Raw genomic sequence first — 19,060 nt, 5'->3', positions numbered from 1 at the left:
AGAATAATTCTTATTTTTATTCTCTGTACGCTGCCTGGCGGAACGTGAGGTTGTAGCGAAACGCCCCCGCCAACGGGTGATCGCCTGGTTTAAGTGGCTGAATACCGTGATAAAAAAGCCGTGATTCACCGCCCCAGACCACCACATCGCCATGCTCCAGCATCAGCCGTTTGAGCGGGTCGTTGCGCCGCAGGCCGCCAAACTGAAAGACAGCGGGCAGCCCAAGGGATACCGAGACAATCGGCGCGCGCAGGTCAGGCTCGTCCTTATCCTGATGCAGGGAGAGCTTTGCCCCGACGGCATAGCGGTTGATCAGACAGGCATCGGGACGAAAATCAGGATAGCCGGCCGCGACGGCGGCATCGTGACACAGCGCCTGAAACGCCTCCGGCATCGGCGGCCACGGCCGATCCGTCAGCGGGTCGTTCGCGGCATATACATAGCCCCGCTCATTCGTCGCCCATCCCAGTTCGCCGCAGTTGGTCATCGCCACGGACATGGTATACCCGCCCGGCGTGACCATATGGCGAAACGGCGAACGGGCGGTGACGTTATCAATACCGTCGAACAGCGCCGCCGCGCGGGAAAGCGCAAAACGTCTCAGGATCGTCGCCCCCGGCGCGAGCGGCTCCTGCCAGGGTTCAGCATCAGCAAAAAGATCGAGCATTATCCCTCCGGGTTGTTCGCCTCACGTTTCAACAATAGCACCTTACGCGCTGCGCCCCAGCGATAACCCGACAGCGCACCGTCGTTACGCACCACGCGGTGACAGGGGATAACTATCGCCAGTTTGTTGGCTCCGCAGGCCCCCGCCACGGCACGTACGGCATTGGGTTTACCAATGGCCTTCGCCACCTGCTGATAGCTTGCCGTTTCACCGCAGGGGATAGCCCGCAGCGCCTGCCAGACCTGCTGCTGGAAGGCGGTACCCCGGATATCCAGCGGCAGCGTCAACGGCGTCGCGCGGCTGTCGACAGAGGCAATCACCTGACGAACACGCCCGGCAAATGCGCCTTCCATCGGTTCGCGGACGGCAAGCGGAAACAGTGACAGCAGCTCAGCCGTCAGCCCGGCGTCGTCATCACCCAGCAGTATTGCGCAGATCCCGCGCTCGCTTTCCGCCACCAGACAGTGGCCCAGCGAGCAGTCGCTGATGGCATAGCGGACCGCAGCCTCTCCGTTACGGTACTGTTTCGCCGTCATGCCCAGCGCGCCGTTGGCTTTACGGTAGTAGCTGCTGCCGTCCGGGAAGCCAGCGGCCAGTACGGCGTCGGTGATTTTACCGCCCTGTGCAAGCAGGCTACGCAGGCGTTGTTCACGCGCGGCCTGCTGCCATGCTTTCGGCGTCATGCCGGTGACGGATTTAAACAAGCGGTGGAAATGGAACGGACTCATGCCAACCTGCTGCGCCAGTGCCTCCAGGTTCAGCGCGGCATCCTGCTCAAGCAGTCGGCAGGCCAGCGCAACGTTGGCCTTTTTCTGCGCCATAGGGTCGACCTGGTCCGGCCTACAGCGCTTACAGGGGCGGAAACCCGCCTGCGCGGCCTGGTGAGCATCAGGATAAAAGCAGACATTTTTACGCAGCGCGTGGCGGGCACGGCAGGACGGACGACAATAAATGCCGGTCGTCTGCACGGCAAAGACAAACTGGTTATCCGCACGCGGATCGCGGGCCAGAACAGCCTGCCAGCGATCCTCATCGGTAAGATAGGTTGTGTTTTTCATCATCGGCTCCTCTTACAAGCATACGCTCAGCTTGCCTGAACGCCATCGAACAAAAACCCGCAACCTTGCTTTTTAATTTTTTTCGCTCACCAGGAAGCTGTTGAACTGCGGTGAACTCCAGGTTTTAAACCCGTCAGCCTCTTTGGTGATCATATAAACGGCCAGCCCTTCCTGACGCACCACCTCTTTGGCCTTCTCCGTGCCGAGCACCATCAATCCGGTATCCCAGGCGTCGGCTTCCAGCGCAGTTGGCGCTATCACCGTCACGGACACCAGGTTGTGGGTAATCGGGCGTCCGGTTTGCGGATCAATCACATGCGAGATACGTTTGCCATCCAGCTCGTAATAGTTGCGGTAGCTTCCGGAGGTGCTGATACCATGCCCGTTGATGTCGACAATCGCCTGCACCGCGTTCTGCTGATCGGTTGGTTTTTGGATGGCCACTCGCCACGGCCTGCCGCTGGCGTTCATGCCCCGGCTGACGAGCGCGCCCCCGACGGAAACCAGATAACGGGGAATACCTTCCTGCGCCATCAGGGCCGCGAGATGATCCGCAGCATACCCCTCGCCTACCGTGGAGAGATCCACAAACAGGTCGGGAATGTCTTTTTGCAGGTATTGCTGACCGTACTGGGAGATCACCGCCAGATGCTGTAACCCTGTACGCGCGCGGGCGTCGTCGATGGCGGCTTGATCGGGTGTGGTCACCGGCTGCTTGTTGGGGCCAAATCCCCACAGGTTCACCAGCGGCCCAACGGTCACATCCATTGCGCCGTTGGTTTTGTAGCCCACGCGCATGGCTTCCGTGACGATATCGGCCATTGCTTCGCTCACCGGCCACAGCGAGGTGCTGCTGGAGCGATTGAAACGCATCAGCGCTGAGTCATTTTTATAGGTAGAGAGTAACTGATCGTCGGCATCCAGCTGCGCCTGAATTTTACCGCGTAGTTCTTCAGCGCGGGATTTATCGATATTCATCACGCTGACGCGCCAGAAGGTCCCCATGGTTTTCCCTTCCAGCACCGTCGCGGCGGGTGCGTCGATTTTTGCGGGCTGTGTAGAAGAGTCACACGCGGTCAGGAGTAAAAAAGTCGCCAGAACGCTGGCGCGTAAAAAAGTCATATCCATTGGTTATTATCCTCATGCCAGGGCGGCAAGAGTACACTAAAACAGCGTATTTGTAAGACCCTAAAAAAGCATGAAAAAAGGGGCCTGATGGCCCCTTTGTCGCTGTATGAGCAATTAGAACTGGTAAACCAGACCCAGCGCGACGATATCGTCAGTACCGATACCTGTCTGACGGGTGAAGTCATTTTCATCCAGCAGGTTGATTTTGTAATCAACATAGGTGGACATGTTTTTGTTGAAGTAGTAAGTCGCACCCACGTCAACATACTTCAGGATATCCTGATCGCCATAGTTTTCGATGTCTTTACCTTTAGACTGCAGGTAAGCCACGGATGGACGCAGGCCGAAGTCGAACTGATACTGAGCAACCACTTCGAAGTTCTGCGCTTTGTTAGCCCAGCCCTGATCGCCAACGCGGGTCGCGTTGTAAGTCTGAGTATACTGTGCAGCCAGGTAGATGTTGTTCGCGTCGTATTTCAGACCACCGGTGTAGGTCTCTGCGCGATCGCCTTCACCGTAGTAGCCCGCAGCGTTCTGGTCAGCAGTACGTTTAGAACTGGTGACTGCCGTACCGAGTGCGAAGCCTTCGCCCAGATCGTAAGTCAGAGAGCCGCCGTAGCCGTCACCGTTCTGACGCAGCGCGTCACGACCGTTGTTGGTCTGGCCTTCGCCGCTTGGGCTGCCGTTTTTACCCTGGTACTGCAACGCGAAGTTCAGACCATCAACCAGACCGAAGAAGTCCTGGTTACGGTAGGTCGCGAAGCCGTTACCACGCTGCTGCATGAAGTTGTCAGAACCGTAGGTATCGCCGCCGAACTCCGGCAGAACGTCGGTCCAGGAAGTCACATCATAAACAACGCCGTAGTTACGACCGTAGTCGAATGAACCCGCATCAGCGAATTTCAGACCTGCGAACGCCACACGCGTCCATGAGTTGTTTTCGTTCTCACCAGAGTTACCCTGGATCTGGTATTCCCACTGGCCGTAACCGGTCAGCTGGTCGTTAACCTGAGTTTCGCCTTTGAAGCCCAGACGCATGTAGGTCTGGTCGCCGTCTGCACTGTCGTCATCAGAGAAATAGTGCAGGCCATCCACTTTACCGTACAGATCTAATTTGTTGCCGTCTTTGTTATAAATTTCAGCCGCATTTGCTGCGCCTGCCACCAGCAGAGCTGGTACCAGGAGGGACAGTACTTTAACTTTCATTTTATTAACCCTCTGTTATATGCCTTATTATTTACCACTGCTTACTGGTCAACCCTCTTAACCAGTCGGCAAGTTCATTCTCCTCAAAAATGCAGAATAATCCAACAGGAATATGATACGAAAACTTTGAAGATGTTTCACTTTACCATCAAGATGTTTCAATATGTAAATTTCAAGGAACTTTCACAAAGCATCAAAAGTTTAAAAATATAGCACGGATAATCAAAACAAAAATATATCCTATAAAATTCAAAAGACTAACTTAAAAAAGAGTACAGCACTGAATGACAAAAAAATTCCCGTCAACACCACTAAAATAACCCTCGCTATCATCATTAACTTTATTTATTACCGTCATTCAGTTCTGAATGTCTGTTTATCCCTAATTGAACCGGATGCTCCGCATTCGGTTTTTTTTTACCTTTCTTTACGTCAACAGACATTTTATGTGCTACCCGTCTGTAATGATAACGACTATTAACTAAATCCATCGCCCGGCGTTTACAGATTTTCCTTTTCACTTTCAAAATTAATTTCTTGTTAATTCGTGCTATTTTACTGCCGTTGTAACAGCATATTTGTACATTTCACTGGGTTTTGTACATCTTTCACACGGATGACGTTGAAGCGGGTTGCGACAGATAAAAAGTCAAGGTCATACCGATAACGACGCTGGAAATTCAGTTATTACCCTTTATACTGCCCTATCCCATTACCGCGCGGCCATTACGGGTTAAACACATCGATGAGTCAGACTGAAACTACCGCCCCGAGCAAATTCTCCCTTCTACCGGGCAGCATCACCCGTTTCTTTCTTCTGTTGATCGTTGTGCTGTTAGTCACAATGGGAGTGATGGTTCAGAGCGCCGTGAATACCTGGCTTAAAGATAAAAGCTATCAAATTGTCGATATCACCCATGCGGTGCATAAGCGCATTGATACGTGGCGCTACGCGACCTGGCAAATCTACGACAATATCGCCGCCGCACCTGCCACCTCATCAGGCGAAGGGTTGCAGGAAACGCGCCTTAAGCAGGATGTGTATTACCTTGAAAAACCGCAGCGCAAGACGGAAGCCCTGATTTTCGGCTCGCACGACAGCGCAACGCTTGAGATGACGCAGCGGATCTCCTCCTATCTGGACACCCTGTGGGGCGCCGAGACCGTACCGTGGTCCATGTATTACCTGAACGGTCAGGACAACAGCATGATCCTAATCTCGACCCTGCCGCTTAAGGATCTCTCGTCGGGCTTTAAAGAGACCACCGTTGGCAGCATTGTCGATTCCCGTCGGGCAGAAATGCTGCAACAGGCCAACGCGCTGGACGAGCGCGAAAGTTTCTCGTCATTACGCCGTCTTGCCTGGCAGAATGGCCACTACTTTACGCTGCGAACCACCTTTAACCAGCCGGGCCATCTGGCGACCGTGGTTGCCTTCGATCTGCCAATTAACGATCTTATCCCGCCGGATATGCCGCTGGACAGTTTCCGACTGGAGCCAGACAACAGCACCCAAAATATGCGCACGCCGTCGGATAAAGAAGGCCCGGACAGCGTAGCGATCTCCTTTAATGGCTCGAAGATTGAGATTGCCTCATCGCTCAACTCAACAGGTATGCGGCTGGTGTGGCAGGTGCCTTTTGGCACCCTGATGCTTGATACCCTGCAAAACATTATGCTGCCGCTGCTGTTGAATATCGGCCTGCTGGCGCTGGCGCTGTTTGGCTACAGCACCTTCCGTTTCCAGTCGGGCCGCCAGAGCGACTCGACGTCGGTATCAGCCGGGACCAGCAACGAGTTGCGTGTTCTTCGTGCCCTGAATGAAGAGATTATTTCCGTGCTGCCGCTTGGGGTGCTTGTTCACGATCAGGAAGCAAACCGGACGGTGATGAGCAACAAAATTGCCGATCACCTTCTGCCGCATCTTAACCTGCAAAATATTACGGCCATGGCGGACCAGCATCAGGGCGTCATTCAGGCCACCATTAATAATGAACTGTATGAGATCCGTCAGTTCCGCAGTCAGGTCGCCTCGCGCACGCAAATCTTCATCATCCGCGATCAGGATCGCGAAGTGCTGGTGAATAAAAAGCTCAAGCAGGCGCAAAGGCTGTATGAGAAAAACCAGCATGGCCGCGCGGCGTTTATGCAAAACATTGGCGATGCCTTTAAACAGCCGCTGAAGTCACTCGCCACGCAGATTGCTGATTTAAGCACGCCGGAAAGCCGACAGCTTAGCAGCCAGGCCGACTCGCTGGTTCGTCTGGTGGACGAAATCCAGCTTGCGAACATGCTGGAGAATGACATCTGGAAGGGCACCCCTACGCTCTTCTCCATCCAGGATCTGATTGATGAGGTGGTTCCGGAAGTCCTGCCGGTGATCAAGCGCAAAGGGCTCCAGCTGCTGATCAACAACCATTTACCGGCCAACGACGAGCGTCACGGCGATCGCGATGCGCTGCGTCGCATCCTGATGATGTTGATTCAGTATGCCGTCACCACGACACAGATCGGCAAGATCACCCTTGAAGTCAGCACCGATGAGTCCACCGACGATCGTCTGACGTTCCGTATTCTGGATACGGGCGAAGGCGTCACCGTGAGCGAAATCGATAACCTGCACTTCCCGTTCCTGAACGATACCCAGCGCGACCACTACGGTAAGGCGAATGCCCTCACCTTCTGGCTCTGCGATCAGCTGGCGCGTAAGCTGGGCGGTCATCTGAACATTAAGGCGCGCGAATCCCTCGGCACCCGCTACTCCTTGCATGTTAAAATGGCGGCGAATCCTCAGGAAGAGGATGAAGAGCGTCTGCTGGATGATGTGGTGGTGATGGTGGACGTGACCTCCAGTGAGATCCGTAATATCGTCGTTCGTCAGCTGGAAAACTGGGGCGCGTCCTGCATTACCCCGGACGAAAGGCTCGCGAGTCAAGAATTTGATCTATTTTTAACTGATAATCCGTCTAATCTTACTGCCTCCGGCTTGCTTTTAAGCGATGATGAGCCAGGCGTGCGGAAAATCGGCCCTGGGCAGCTGCGCGTCAACTTTAATATGAGCAATGCAATGCAGGAAGCTGTATTACAACTGATTGAAGAGAATCTGGCGCAGGAAGAGATCCTGGAGTCACCGTTAGGCGGCGATGAAAATGCCGAACTCCATGCCAGCGGATATTATTCGCTCTTCGTTGATACAGTACCAGATGATGTTAAGCGGTTGTATACTGAGTCCGCTGCGCAGGATTTTGCAGCGCTGGCACAGACAGCACACCGGCTTAAAGGGGTGTTTGCCATGCTTAATCTGGTTCCCGGCAAGCAGTTATGTGAAACGCTGGAACATCTAATTCGTGAGAAAGATGCCTCTGGCATTGAAAAATACATCAGCGACATTGACGCTTACGTCAAGAGCTTGCTGTAGCAAGGTAGCCTTATACATGAACAATATGAACGTAATTATTGCCGATGACCATCCGATTGTACTGTTCGGTATTCGCAAATCACTTGAACAGATCGAGTGGGTGAATGTAGTCGGTGAATTTGAAGATTCCACAGCCCTTATTAACAACCTGCCTAAACTTGATGCGCACGTGCTCATTACCGATCTCTCCATGCCTGGGGATAAATACGGTGATGGGATTACGCTCATCAAATACATTAAACGCCACTTCCCGGACATTTCGATCATTGTTCTGACCATGAACAATAACCCGGCGATCCTGAGCGCCGTTCTGGATCTTGATATTGAGGGGATTGTGCTGAAACAAGGCGCACCTACCGATCTGCCTAAAGCGCTGGCGGCGCTACAGAAAGGGAAGAAATTCACGCCTGAGAGCGTCTCACGCCTGCTTGAAAAAATCAGCGCAGGTGGCTATGGCGACAAGCGTCTCTCGCCTAAAGAGAGTGAAGTTCTGCGTCTGTTCGCTGAAGGTTTCCTGGTTACTGAAATCGCCAAGAAACTGAACCGCAGTATCAAAACCATCAGTAGCCAGAAAAAATCCGCGATGATGAAGCTGGGTGTGGATAACGATATCGCCCTGCTGAACTATCTCTCTTCCGTGACGCTGAGCGCAACGGACAAAGATTGATCGTCGCTGTCTACGCCGGGTGACCCTCGCGGTTACCCGGTCTAAAGACCCCGTAGGCCCGCGCAAGCGCAGTGCCGTCGGACACATAAAAAAGGCCCTTTCGGGCCTTTTTTATTGTCTCGCTTTTCGCACCCGCTCCGCATACACGGATAGCGTCTGCTTCAGTACATCCAGCGTGACCGGCTTCGACAGGCAGCTGTCCATTCCCGACTCCAGACAGCGCTGCTTCTCCTCCGCCAGTGCGTTGGCTGTCACCCCCACCACCGGCAGCGTCAGCCCCAGCTGTCGGATACGCTGCGTCAGACGATAGCCGTCCATGTTAGGCATGTTCACATCGCTGAGCACAATATCAATATGATTCTTACTTAAGACATTCAGGGCATCCACGCCATCATTGGCCGTTTTACACTGATAGCCCAGAGAGCCAAGCTGGTCTGCGAGCAGACGACGGTTAATCGGATGATCGTCGACGACCAGAATCATCATATCGTCATTCACCGATGCCAGCTCATCAGGGGAAGCCAGCACGGTAGCGCCATCGCTGTCCTCAAGCTGTACACTGTAAATACGCGCCAGCAAGCCCAACATTTCGTGCGGTGTCGCCACACTGTGCACCCATACCCCGGGCGAACGCTCAATCGGAATACCGATATGACGGCGGCAGAACATCACCACGCCCCGCCCCGCCCACGCCTTGTCTGGCTCAACGTCAGTAATCAGCATATCATCTGCGTCCGGCGTCTGGCCTTCATAGCGTGAGACCCGCACGCCGCTGCTGGTCAGCATCGAGGTCAGGAAATCATGTAAGGAGGCGTTGTGCACCGCCAGCCAGCAGTGCTTTTCGCTCAGCCCGTCGACCGTGGTTTTCACCGGATAGTGTGCCGAGTAGAGCGGGATACGGATGGTGAACTGGCTGCCCATACCCGGCTCGGTATCGACGGAGATATCCCCGTCCATCATGCTGATAAGCTTCTCGCAAATCGCCAGACCCAGCCCGGTCCCCTGGAAATTACGCTGGACGCCCGTCCCCACCTGGAAGAACGGATCGAACAGGCGAACGACCTCTTTCGCCGGAATGCCAACACCCGTGTCGCGTACGCGAATAGTCAGGTACTCCCCTGCCCGGCAGACATGCAGCACAATACAGCCGATATCGGTGAATTTGATGGCGTTGCTTAGCAGGTTCGAGATGACCTGTTGCAGACGCATCGGATCGCCATGCAGCGTCAGCGGCACATCCGGCTCGATAAAGCAGTACAGCCCCAGCTGTTTGCGCACCACCAGCGGCAGATAGTTGGCGCTGATATGGTTCATCACCTCGCGCGGGGAAAACTCACGCGGTTCTATTTTCAACTGCTCGGATTCAATTTTAGAGAAGTCGAGAATATCGCTGATAATTTTCAGCAGCAGGCTGGACGAGTTGTTCATCGCCGTCACCAGGCGGTCGACCCCTTTCGGCAGCTCTTTGGTCTGGAGAAGATCGAGGTTACCGATAATGCCGTACAGCGGCGTACGCAGCTCATGGCTGACGGTCGCGAGGAACATCGATTTCGACTGGCTGGCCTGCTCCGCCGCCTGCGCCATATCCTGCAATGACTCTTCCATCTTAACGCGCGCGGAGACGTCCACCAGCACGCAAATCGCCACGTTTTCATTGCGGTAGCGCGAATGGACGAAGCTGATTTGCAGGTTGGTGTGGGTGCTGGTCAGCACATCTACAAAGTTAACCTGTTGCCCACAGATGATCTGCGTTAACCGCTGGCGGTCTTCATGCGTGAGCATGTTCAGGTAGTTATGGGCAAGCTCGTTACTGAGGATATTTGTCCCGTCCTGGGTACGCAGGATACAGATCCCCACCGGCGCCGAGGCGACAATCTTACGGTTAAACTGCTCGTGCTCCTCCAGACGCTGAGCATCCGCTTCCGCCGGAATAAAGATCCGCCGCTCATACATTCTCGCCAGCATAAACAGCGCGACGCCTACCGCGATGTTCAACAAAATGGCGTTAAGGATCAGGATGCGAATGCGCTCCAGCACCTTGTCCACCGGCAGCGAATAGACAATGCTCAGCGATGATGGCGGCAAACTTTTCTTCAGCACCAGCTCACGGAACCCGGAGGTATAGCCAAACCATGACCGCTCCTGCATCCAGCTGGGCTCCACCTTCAGGCGGTTTTCAGGCCCGGTAAGGGAGATGAGTGGGTGGCCGTTCTCATCCAGAATGGTCACGCCCATCGGCAGACTGCCCGGCGTGAAGAAGTTTTCCATGCGGATGGTTTGTTCAATCCCCAGCAGCGCTTGCAGACGGTTTCCGAGGTAAACCGGAGTCAGGGCATAGAAATAGCCGACGCCCATGCGCGGCCCCTGGCTTATCCAGAAGATGTTGTTCCCGCGCTCTTCCTGAGGCGCATTGCGGTATTTCACTATCCGCTCATGCAGGCTTTTCAGCGCGTCTTCGCGTTCGACGGGCATATCCCGCAGACCGAAGTCCGCCATGCAAAGATTTTCGTTGCCAATCAGGTAGACGCGGTTTAGATCGTAAGCGGCCGAAAAATTATCGCGCCAGTAGCGCATAAACCATGACAGGGACTCCAGTGAGCCACGCCAGGCTTTGCCCATCGCGGAACAATCGGAGTCCGGGAAGAGCGGTTCGAAATCAGGTACTTCGGTTTTTTCATCCCGACCGCGGAGGGCAAGAATGCCGTTCTCCGCCGTCAGTCGATTCTCAGCGATATACTTAAGCTCTTTCATCACATCAGACGTGCGCTGGATATAGCGCTGGGCCTGATCCGAGCTTAAGTTAAACTCCTGGCGGATCTCCGCTTCTTTCTGGTGTAACGCGTTAACGATGTAAAACACCGAGAGCAGTGCCACCAGCAACCATAGCAGTAGCGCAAGCGCCCGAAACAGATAGCGAGAGACTTTTAACGTGGTACGAAAGGAGACGAGGTATTTCAAAGGGGCGAGGCTCCGCCATCGGGGAAAAAAGAATGTGGTTAAGGTAGCGGTAAACGCGGCTTGTCGCAACGTTCACTTGTCTGCTTGCGCAAAACAAAAGGGCCGGAAACCGGCCCTTTATGCGTCAGGAGACGTTACTCGTCAGCGTCATCCGCTGCTTCATCATCGGTGTCCGCTTCCGGGACGATTTCATCATCCCCTTCCGCGACGCTGCCGTCGATAGAGTCGAGCTCTTCGTCATCCACCGGCTCAGCAACGCGTTGCAGACCGACGACGTTTTCATCTTCCGCAGTACGGATGAGGATAACGCCCTGGGTGTTACGACCCACCACGCTGATCTCTGACACGCGGGTACGCACCAGCGTACCGGCATCGGTGATCATCATGATCTGGTCCGCGTCGTCCACCTGTACCGCGCCAACAACGGAACCGTTGCGCTCGGTCACTTTGATGGAGATAACGCCCTGCGTGCCACGAGACTTGGTCGGGTATTCGCTTTCCGCCGTACGTTTACCGTAGCCGTTCTGGGTGACGGTCAGGATTGCGCCTTCGCCACGCGGAACGATCAGGGAAACCACGCTGTCTTCACCCGCCAGCTTGATACCACGCACGCCGGTCGCCGTACGACCCATTGCGCGCACGGCGTTCTCTTTAAAGCGCACCACTTTACCGGCCGCAGAGAACAGCATCACTTCATCAGAACCGGAGGTCAGATCCACGCCGATCAGCTCGTCGCCTTCGTTCAGGTTCACCGCGATGATCCCGGCGGAACGTGGACGGCTGAATTCGGTCAGCGCGGTTTTCTTCACGGTACCGCTCGCGGTTGCCATAAAGACGTTCACGCCCTCTTCGTACTCGCGTACCGGCAGAATGGCGGTGATACGTTCGTTCGCTTCCAGCGGCAGCAGGTTAACGATAGGTCGACCCCGCGCGCCACGGCTCGCTTCCGGCAGCTGATAGACTTTCATCCAGTACAGACGGCCCCGGCTGGAGAAGCAGAGGATCGTGTCGTGGGTGTTGGCCACCAGCAGACGGTCAATGAAGTCTTCTTCTTTAATACGCGCCGCAGATTTACCTTTACCGCCACGACGCTGTGCTTCGTAGTCGGTCAACGGCTGATACTTCACGTAACCCTGGTGAGACAGCGTCACGACCACGTCTTCGCGGTTGATCAGATCTTCAATGTTGATATCAGAGCTGTTGGCCGTGATTTCGGTGCGACGCTCGTCGCCGAACTGATCGCGAACCAGCTCCAGCTCTTCACGGATCACTTCCATCAGGCGCTCTGCGCTACCCAGGATATGCAGCAGCTCGGCAATCTGCTCCAGCAGCTCTTTGTACTCGTCGAGCAGTTTTTCATGCTCAAGGCCGGTCAGTTTCTGCAAACGCAGATCCAGAATCGCCTGGGCCTGCTGTTCAGTCAGGTAGTACTGACCGTCACGCACGCCGAATTCCGGCTCCAGCCACTCAGGACGCGCGGCATCATCGCCGGCACGTTCCAGCATCGCCGCCACGTTACCCAGATCCCATGGACGCGCAACCAGCGACGCCTTCGCTTCTGCCGGCGTCGGCGCACGGCGGATCAGTTCGATGATCGGGTCGATGTTCGCCAGCGCAACGGCCAGTGCTTCAAGGATATGGGCACGATCGCGCGCTTTGCGCAGTTCAAAGATGGTACGGCGAGTCACCACTTCACGGCGGTGACGCACAAACGCGCTCAGGATCTCTTTCAGGTTCATGATCTTCGGCTGGCCATGGTGCAGCGCAACCATGTTGATACCGAAGGAGACCTGAAGCTGAGTCTGGGAGTAAAGGTTGTTCAGCACAACTTCACCCACCGCGTCGCGCTTGATTTCAATCACGATGCGCATACCGTCTTTGTCAGACTCGTCGCGCAGCGCGCTGATGCCTTCAACGCGTTTTTCTTTTACCAGCTCGGCGATTTTTTCAATCAGACGCGCTTTGTTCACCTGATACGGGATCTCGTGAACAATAATGGTTTCACGGCCGGTTTTGGCGTCCGCTTCCACTTCGGCGCGGGCACGGATGTAAATCTTGCCGCGACCGGTACGGTACGCTTCTTCAATACCGCGACGGCCGTTGATGATTGCCGCCGTCGGGAAGTCCGGGCCCGGGATGTGTTCCATCAGCCCTTCAATGCTGATGTCTTCATCGTCGATGTAGGCCAGGCAGCCGTTAATCACTTCCGTGATGTTGTGCGGCGGAATGTTGGTTGCCATACCCACTGCGATACCGGACGAACCGTTCACCAGCAGGTTTGGGATCTTCGTTGGCATAACGTCAGGAATTTTTTCCGTGCCGTCGTAGTTATCAACGAAATCAACCGTCTCTTTTTCCAGGTCAGCCATCAGCTCATGGGCAATCTTCGCCAGACGGATTTCCGTATAACGCATTGCCGCGGCGGAGTCGCCGTCGATAGAACCAAAGTTACCCTGACCATCTACCAGCATGTAACGCAGCGAGAAAGGCTGCGCCATACGGACAATGGTGTCGTACACCGCGGAATCACCATGGGGATGGTATTTACCGATTACGTCACCAACGACACGGGCAGATTTTTTGTAGGCTTTATTCCAGTCATTGCCCAATACGTTCATGGCGTATAGTACGCGACGGTGTACCGGCTTAAGGCCATCGCGGACGTCCGGCAGCGCACGGCCAACAATGACCGACATCGCATAGTCCAGATAGGAGCTTTTCAGCTCTTCCTCGATGTTAACCGGTGTAATTTCTCTCGCAAGGTCGCTCATCTAACCGCTATCCCTCTACTGTATCCCGGATTCAAAGGTCGCAAATTATAACACAGCCGCGGTGATACAGGTAAACCTATACGCTTTATTCACAGGGATTGCCTGATATACTCATTTGTCTTGCTAAATAAGGAGTAAAAGCGCCCATGAATGCCGAAAAATCCCCGGTGGCTCACAACGTTGACCACGAAGAGATTGCCAAATTTGAAGCGGTGGCGTCCCGCTGGTGGGATCTCGAAGGTGAGTTCAAACCTCTGCATCGTATTAACCCGCTACGTCTGGGCTATATCGCGGAGCGTTCCGGCGGTCTGTTCGGTAAGAAAGTGCTCGACGTCGGCTGCGGCGGCGGCATCCTGGCGGAAAGCATGGCGCGCGAAGGGGCCACCGTCACCGGTCTGGACATGGGCTTCGAACCTCTACAGGTTGCGCGTCTTCATGCGCTGGAGTCCGGCGTACAGGTAGAATATGTCCAGGAAACCGTGGAAGAGCACGCGGCAAAACATGCGCACCAGTATGACGTGGTGACCTGCATGGAGATGCTGGAGCACGTTCCCGATCCGCAGTCGGTCGTCAGCGCCTGTGCAAAACTGGTGAAACCGGGTGGACAGGTCTTCTTCTCGACCATCAACCGCAACGGCAAAGCCTGGCTGATGGCCGTGGTAGGCGCGGAATATGTGCTGCGCATGGTGCCGAAAGGGACGCACGACGTGAAGAAGTTCATCAAGCCTGCCGAACTGCTGGGCTGGGTTGACCAGACATGGCTTAAGGAACAGCACATGACGGGTCTGCACTACAATCCTCTGACGGATAAATTCAAACTTGCCCCGGGCGTGGATGTTAACTATATGTTGCACACAACCGCCAAAAACGACTAACGTCATTCGTTATTCTTATAAAGATTGCGCGACATCATGTTGCGCAATTCTAACCTCCCGTTGAAGAAATCAGCACTCGATCAAATTTTGAATTTTTTTTCTGGAATATTGACATCTCTTCCAGGCCTTACGGTACGAGGACTTAGCCTTTTTTACCCTTTCACAACCTCAATTTAACGTCAAAATCAACCCTTGTGCTGAAAAGATTCGATACTAGAATACTCACCATATAGCGTTCTTCTTATCGCAAAACCCCTATATGTAGTATTTATCCACAGAGTTAGTCACAAGGCGGTTCTGTGGATAAGCGGGGGATATTTTTTTATTTCACGGACAGGTAAAAACCCACATGAATCAGAGTCTGCTGGTGACAAAGCGCGACGGTACTACCGAGCGTATCAATCTGGACAAAATCCATCGAGTTCTCGACTGGGCAGCAGAAGGACTGAACAACGTATCTATATCCCAGGTCGAACTGCGTTCTCACATTCAGTTCTACGACGGCATCAAAACGTCTGATATCCACGAAACCATTATCAAAGCAGCGGCAGATCTGATCTCCCGCGACGCACCGGATTATCAGTACCTCGCTGCGCGTCTGGCGATTTTCCACCTGCGTAAGAAAGCCTACGGCCAGTTCGAGCCGCCGAAGCTTTACGATCACGTAGTGAAAATGGTTGAGCTGGGCAAATACGACACGCATCTGCTGGAAGACTATACGGAAGAAGAGTTCGAGCAGATGAACGGGTTTATCGATCACTGGCGCGACATGAACTTCTCCTACGCGGCGGTGAAGCAGCTCGAAGGCAAATACCTGGTTCAGAACCGTGTGACGGGCGAAATCTACGAGAGCGCTCAGTTCCTCTATATTCTGGTGGCCGCCTGCCTGTTCTCTAATTATCCACGTGAAACCCGTCTGGACTACGTGAAGCGTTTCTACGATGCGGTCTCTACGTTCAAGATTTCTCTGCCTACGCCAATCATGTCTGGCGTGCGTACCCCTACCCGTCAGTTCAGCTCCTGCGTACTGATCGAGTGTGGTGACAGCCTGGATTCCATCAACGCGACCTCCAGCGCCATCGTAAAATACGTCTCCCAGCGTGCTGGTATCGGCATCAACGCTGGTCGTATCCGTGCGCTTGGCAGCCCGATCCGCGGCGGTGAAGCGTTCCACACCGGCTGTATCCCGTTCTACAAGCACTTCCAGACGGCAGTAAAATCCTGCTCTCAGGGCGGCGTGCGCGGTGGCGCTGCGACCCTGTTCTACCCAATGTGGCACCTGGAAGTGGAAAGCCTGCTGGTTCTGAAGAACAACCGCGGCGTGGAAGGCAACCGCGTGCGTCACATGGACTACGGCGTGCAGATCAACAAGCTGATGTACACCCGCCTGCTGAAAGGTGAAGATATCACCCTGTTCAGCCCATCCGACGTCCCGGGTCTGTACGACGCGTTCTTCGCCGATCAGGACGAATTCGAGCGTCTGTACACCAAATACGAAAAAGACGACAGCATCCGCAAGCAGCGCGTGAAGGCGGTCGATCTGTTCTCCCTGATGATGCAGGAACGTGCCTCTACCGGCCGTATCTACATCCAGAACGTTGACCACTGCAATACCCACAGCCCGTTCGATCCGGTGGTTGCGCCAGTGCGCCAGTCCAACCTGTGCCTGGAGATCGCCCTGCCGACCAAACCGCTGGACGATGTGAACGATGAAAATGGTGAAATCGCCCTGTGTACGCTCTCTGCGTTCAACCTGGGTGCGATTAAGAGCCTGGACGAGCTGGAAGAGTTGGCCGTGCTGGCGGTTCGTGCGCTCGACGCCCTGCTGGACTACCAAGATTACCCAATCCCGGCGGCAAAACGCGGCGCAATGGGCCGTCGCACTTTAGGTATCGGCGTGATCAACTTCGCCTACTGGCTGGCGAAAAACGGCAAGCGTTACTCCGACGGCAGCGCCAACAATCTGACGCACCAGACGTTCGAAGCCATTCAGTACTACCTGATGAAAGCCTCCAACGAGCTGGCGAAAGAGCAAGGCGCGTGCCCGTGGTTCAATGAAACCACCTACGCGAAAGGCATTCTGCCGATCGACACCTACAAAAAAGACCTGGATGCGATCGTCAGCGAGCCGCTGCACCTCGACTGGGAAGGCCTGCGCGAGTCCATTAAAACTCACGGCCTGCGTAACTCCACGCTCTCTGCCTTAATGCCGTCCGAGACCTCTTCGCAGATCTCCAACGCCACCAACGGTATTGAGCCACCGCGCGGCCACGTCAGCATCAAAGCGTCGAAAGACGGTGTGCTGCGTCAGGTGGTACCGGATTACGAAACGCTGGGCAACAACTACGAGCTGCTGTGGGAAATGCCAAACAACGATGGCTACCTGCAACTGGTGGGTATCATGCAGAAGTTTATCGACCAGTCGATCTCTGCCAATACCAACTACGACCCGACGCGCTTCCCGTCAGGCAAGGTTCCGATGCAGCAACTGCTGAAAGACCTGCTCACCGCCTACAAATTTGGCGTGAAGACCCTGTACTATCACAACACCCGTGATGGTGCGGAAGACGCCCAGGACGACCTGGCGCCGTCAATTCAGGATGATGGCTGCGAAAGCGGCGCATGTAAGATCTAATAAATTCCCTCACCCTAACCCTCTCCCACAGGGAGAGGGAACTCTTTCCCCCTCTCCCTGTGGGAGAGGGCCGGGGTGAGGGGAAATAACACCACAGGACTCACCGCAATGGCATATACCACCTTTTCACAGACGAAAAACGACCAGCTCAAAGAGCCGATGTTCTTCGGCCAGCCGGTCAACGTGGCACGCTACGATCAGCAAAAATATGACATCTTCGAAAAGCTGATTGAAAAGCAACTCTCTTTCTTCTGGCGTCCGGAAGAAGTTGACGTTTCCCGCGACCGTATCGATTTCCAGGCGCTGCCGGAACACGAAAAGCACATCTTCCTCAGCAACCTGAAATACCAGACGCTGCTGGACTCCATTCAGGGTCGTAGTCCGAACGTGGCGCTGCTACCGCTGATCTCGATTCCTGAGCTGGAAACCTGGGTTGAGACCTGGGCGTTCTCCGAGACGATCCACTCCCGCTCTTACACCCACATCATCCGCAACATCGTGAACGATCCGGCGGTGGTGTTTGATGATATCGTCACCAACGAACAGATCCAGAAGCGCGCCGAAGGCATTGCACACTACTATGACGAACTGATCGAGATGACCAGCTACTGGCATCTGCTGGGCGAAGGTACGCACAACGTGAACGGTAAAACCGTCACCGTAAACCTGCGGACCCTGAAAAAACAGCTCTATCTGTGCCTGATGAGCGTCAACGCCCTGGAAGCAATCCGCTTCTACGTGAGCTTCGCCTGCTCCTTCGCGTTTGCCGAGCGCAAACTGATGGAAGGCAACGCCAAAATTATCCGTCTGATTGCCCGTGACGAAGCCCTGCACCTGACCGGGACTCAGCATATGCTGAACCTGCTGCGCAGCGGTGCAGACGATCCGGAGATGGCGGAAATTGCGGAAGAGTGCAAACAGGAATGCTACGACCTGTTCGTGCTGGCGGCCCAGCAGGAGAAAGAGTGGGCAGACTACCTGTTCCGCGACGGCTCCATGATTGGCCTGAACAAAGACATTCTGTGCCAGTACGTTGAGTACATCACCAATATCCGCATGCAGGCCGTCGGTCTCGACCTGCCGTTCCAGACGCGCTCTAACCCAATCCCGTGGATCAACACCTGGCTGGTGTCCGATAACGTGCAGGTCGCGCCGCAGGAAGTGGAAGTGAGTTCTTACCTGGTCGGTCAGATTGATTCTGAAGTCAACACCGACGACCTGAGCGATTTCCAGCTCTGATGAGCCGCGTAACGCTGAGCCTTTCGGGTACAGAGGTGTTGTGCCAGGAAGAGCACCCTTCTCTGCTGGTGGCGCTTGAAGCACATCAGGTAGAAGTCGAGTACCAGTGTCGTGAAGGCTACTGCGGCTCCTGCCGCTGCCGTCTGGTCGCAGGCCAGGTAGACTGGCTGACCGAACCGCTGGCCTTTATCAGTGAAGGGGAAATTTTGCCCTGCTGCTGCCGGGCAAAAGGCGATATAGAGATCGAGATGTGATGTTGTCCTTATCCCCTCTCCCGGTGGGCTGAGGGTTCCCCACAAATTAATCCGAGCACTGAGCAATCCCCTCGCCCCTCCGGGGAGAGGGTTAGGGTGAGGGGAACATACGGCGGTGGTGGTCATTCCGTTCACTTTATGTTCCTTGCTACTCTGTAACGACATGACCGGTGAACGTGCCAGG

At 54.7% G+C, this 19,060-nt stretch carries 12 protein-coding genes; 6 read left to right on the top strand and 6 right to left on the bottom strand.

Annotation, left to right across the window (positions count from 1 at the left end; all coding sequences use genetic code 11):
• Positions 1-16: 16 nt before the first annotated feature.
• The 4 genes from alkB to IM282_RS09350 form a co-directional block, all read right to left on the bottom strand.
• Entirely contained in the window at positions 17-667 is a 651-nt protein-coding gene (alkB, locus tag IM282_RS09365) for a DNA oxidative demethylase AlkB (RefSeq protein WP_192970346.1), read from the bottom strand.
• Entirely contained in the window at positions 667-1,725 is a 1,059-nt protein-coding gene (ada, locus tag IM282_RS09360) for a bifunctional DNA-binding transcriptional regulator/O6-methylguanine-DNA methyltransferase Ada (protein WP_023300604.1), read from the bottom strand. The genes alkB and ada overlap by 1 nt, the downstream gene beginning before the upstream one ends.
• A 72-nt stretch (positions 1,726-1,797) precedes the next feature.
• On the bottom strand, positions 1,798-2,853 hold the full coding sequence (apbE, locus tag IM282_RS09355; RefSeq protein WP_045620899.1) for an FAD:protein FMN transferase ApbE: 1,056 nt from the start codon (positions 2,851-2,853) through the stop codon (positions 1,798-1,800).
• A 114-nt stretch (positions 2,854-2,967) separates the two neighbouring features.
• Positions 2,968-4,059 (bottom strand): porin OmpC, encoded by a 1,092-nt coding sequence (locus IM282_RS09350; RefSeq protein WP_023306624.1) that lies wholly within the window; start codon positions 4,057-4,059, stop codon positions 2,968-2,970.
• A 745-nt stretch (positions 4,060-4,804) separates the two neighbouring features.
• Here IM282_RS09350 and rcsD point away from each other — a divergent pair.
• Both rcsD and rcsB read left to right on the top strand, forming a co-directional pair.
• Positions 4,805-7,477, top strand: a complete 2,673-nt coding sequence (gene rcsD / locus IM282_RS09345; RefSeq protein WP_023300606.1) for a phosphotransferase RcsD — start codon at positions 4,805-4,807, stop codon at positions 7,475-7,477.
• Positions 7,478-7,493: 16 nt separating this feature from the next.
• Complete coding sequence (gene rcsB / locus IM282_RS09340; protein WP_003859405.1) at positions 7,494-8,144, top strand: response regulator transcription factor RcsB; 651 nt, start codon at positions 7,494-7,496, stop codon at positions 8,142-8,144.
• Positions 8,145-8,255: 111 nt separating this feature from the next.
• Here the strand turns inward: rcsB and rcsC are convergent, their stop codons facing one another.
• Together rcsC and gyrA are read right to left on the bottom strand one after the other, a co-directional pair.
• The gene (gene rcsC / locus IM282_RS09335; protein ID WP_023300607.1) at positions 8,256-11,102 is read right to left on the bottom strand and encodes a two-component system sensor histidine kinase RcsC; all 2,847 of its coding nucleotides are present in this window, start codon (positions 11,100-11,102) and stop codon (positions 8,256-8,258) included.
• 134 nt (positions 11,103-11,236) lie between these two features.
• Entirely contained in the window at positions 11,237-13,873 is a 2,637-nt protein-coding gene (gene gyrA / locus IM282_RS09330; protein WP_023300608.1) for a DNA topoisomerase (ATP-hydrolyzing) subunit A, read from the bottom strand.
• A gap of 146 nt (positions 13,874-14,019) precedes the next feature.
• Here gyrA and ubiG point away from each other — a divergent pair, with 146 nt between their 5' ends.
• The 4 genes from ubiG (at position 14,020) to yfaE (ending at position 18,876) form a co-directional block, all read left to right on the top strand.
• Positions 14,020-14,748: a bifunctional 2-polyprenyl-6-hydroxyphenol methylase/3-demethylubiquinol 3-O-methyltransferase UbiG gene (gene ubiG, locus IM282_RS09325; RefSeq protein WP_006811346.1), complete on the top strand. Its 729-nt coding sequence runs from the start codon at positions 14,020-14,022 to the stop codon at positions 14,746-14,748.
• A gap of 349 nt (positions 14,749-15,097) precedes the next feature.
• A complete protein-coding gene (nrdA, locus tag IM282_RS09320; RefSeq protein ID WP_023300610.1) occupies positions 15,098-17,383 on the top strand; it encodes a class 1a ribonucleoside-diphosphate reductase subunit alpha in 2,286 nt (761 codons plus the stop codon).
• A gap of 108 nt (positions 17,384-17,491) precedes the next feature.
• Positions 17,492-18,622 (top strand): class Ia ribonucleoside-diphosphate reductase subunit beta, encoded by a 1,131-nt coding sequence (gene nrdB / locus IM282_RS09315; protein ID WP_022648802.1) that lies wholly within the window; start codon positions 17,492-17,494, stop codon positions 18,620-18,622.
• A complete protein-coding gene (yfaE, locus tag IM282_RS09310; RefSeq protein ID WP_003859419.1) occupies positions 18,622-18,876 on the top strand; it encodes a class I ribonucleotide reductase maintenance protein YfaE in 255 nt (84 codons plus the stop codon). The genes nrdB and yfaE overlap by 1 nt, the downstream gene beginning before the upstream one ends.
• Positions 18,877-19,060: the final 184 nt, after the last annotated feature.

Origin of the sequence: Enterobacter cloacae complex sp. P29RS (assembly GCF_014893445.1) — a bacterium.
Classification (GTDB): domain Bacteria; phylum Pseudomonadota; class Gammaproteobacteria; order Enterobacterales; family Enterobacteriaceae; genus Enterobacter; species Enterobacter intestinihominis.
This window is presented reverse-complemented; position numbering and strand designations above follow the sequence as displayed.

Coding starts and splice junctions, on each gene's coding strand:
- alkB (WP_192970346.1), bottom strand. CDS start 667: ATGCTCGATCTTTTTGCTGATGCTGAACCCTGGCAGGAGCCGCTCGCG.
- ada (WP_023300604.1), bottom strand. CDS start 1,725: ATGAAAAACACAACCTATCTTACCGATGAGGATCGCTGGCAGGCTGTT.
- apbE (WP_045620899.1), bottom strand. CDS start 2,853: ATGGATATGACTTTTTTACGCGCCAGCGTTCTGGCGACTTTTTTACTC.
- IM282_RS09350 (WP_023306624.1), bottom strand. CDS start 4,059: ATGAAAGTTAAAGTACTGTCCCTCCTGGTACCAGCTCTGCTGGTGGCA.
- rcsD (WP_023300606.1), top strand. CDS start 4,805: ATGAGTCAGACTGAAACTACCGCCCCGAGCAAATTCTCCCTTCTACCG.
- rcsB (WP_003859405.1), top strand. CDS start 7,494: ATGAACAATATGAACGTAATTATTGCCGATGACCATCCGATTGTACTG.
- gyrA (WP_023300608.1), bottom strand. CDS start 13,873: ATGAGCGACCTTGCGAGAGAAATTACACCGGTTAACATCGAGGAAGAG.
- ubiG (WP_006811346.1), top strand. CDS start 14,020: ATGAATGCCGAAAAATCCCCGGTGGCTCACAACGTTGACCACGAAGAG.
- nrdA (WP_023300610.1), top strand. CDS start 15,098: ATGAATCAGAGTCTGCTGGTGACAAAGCGCGACGGTACTACCGAGCGT.
- nrdB (WP_022648802.1), top strand. CDS start 17,492: ATGGCATATACCACCTTTTCACAGACGAAAAACGACCAGCTCAAAGAG.
- yfaE (WP_003859419.1), top strand. CDS start 18,622: ATGAGCCGCGTAACGCTGAGCCTTTCGGGTACAGAGGTGTTGTGCCAG.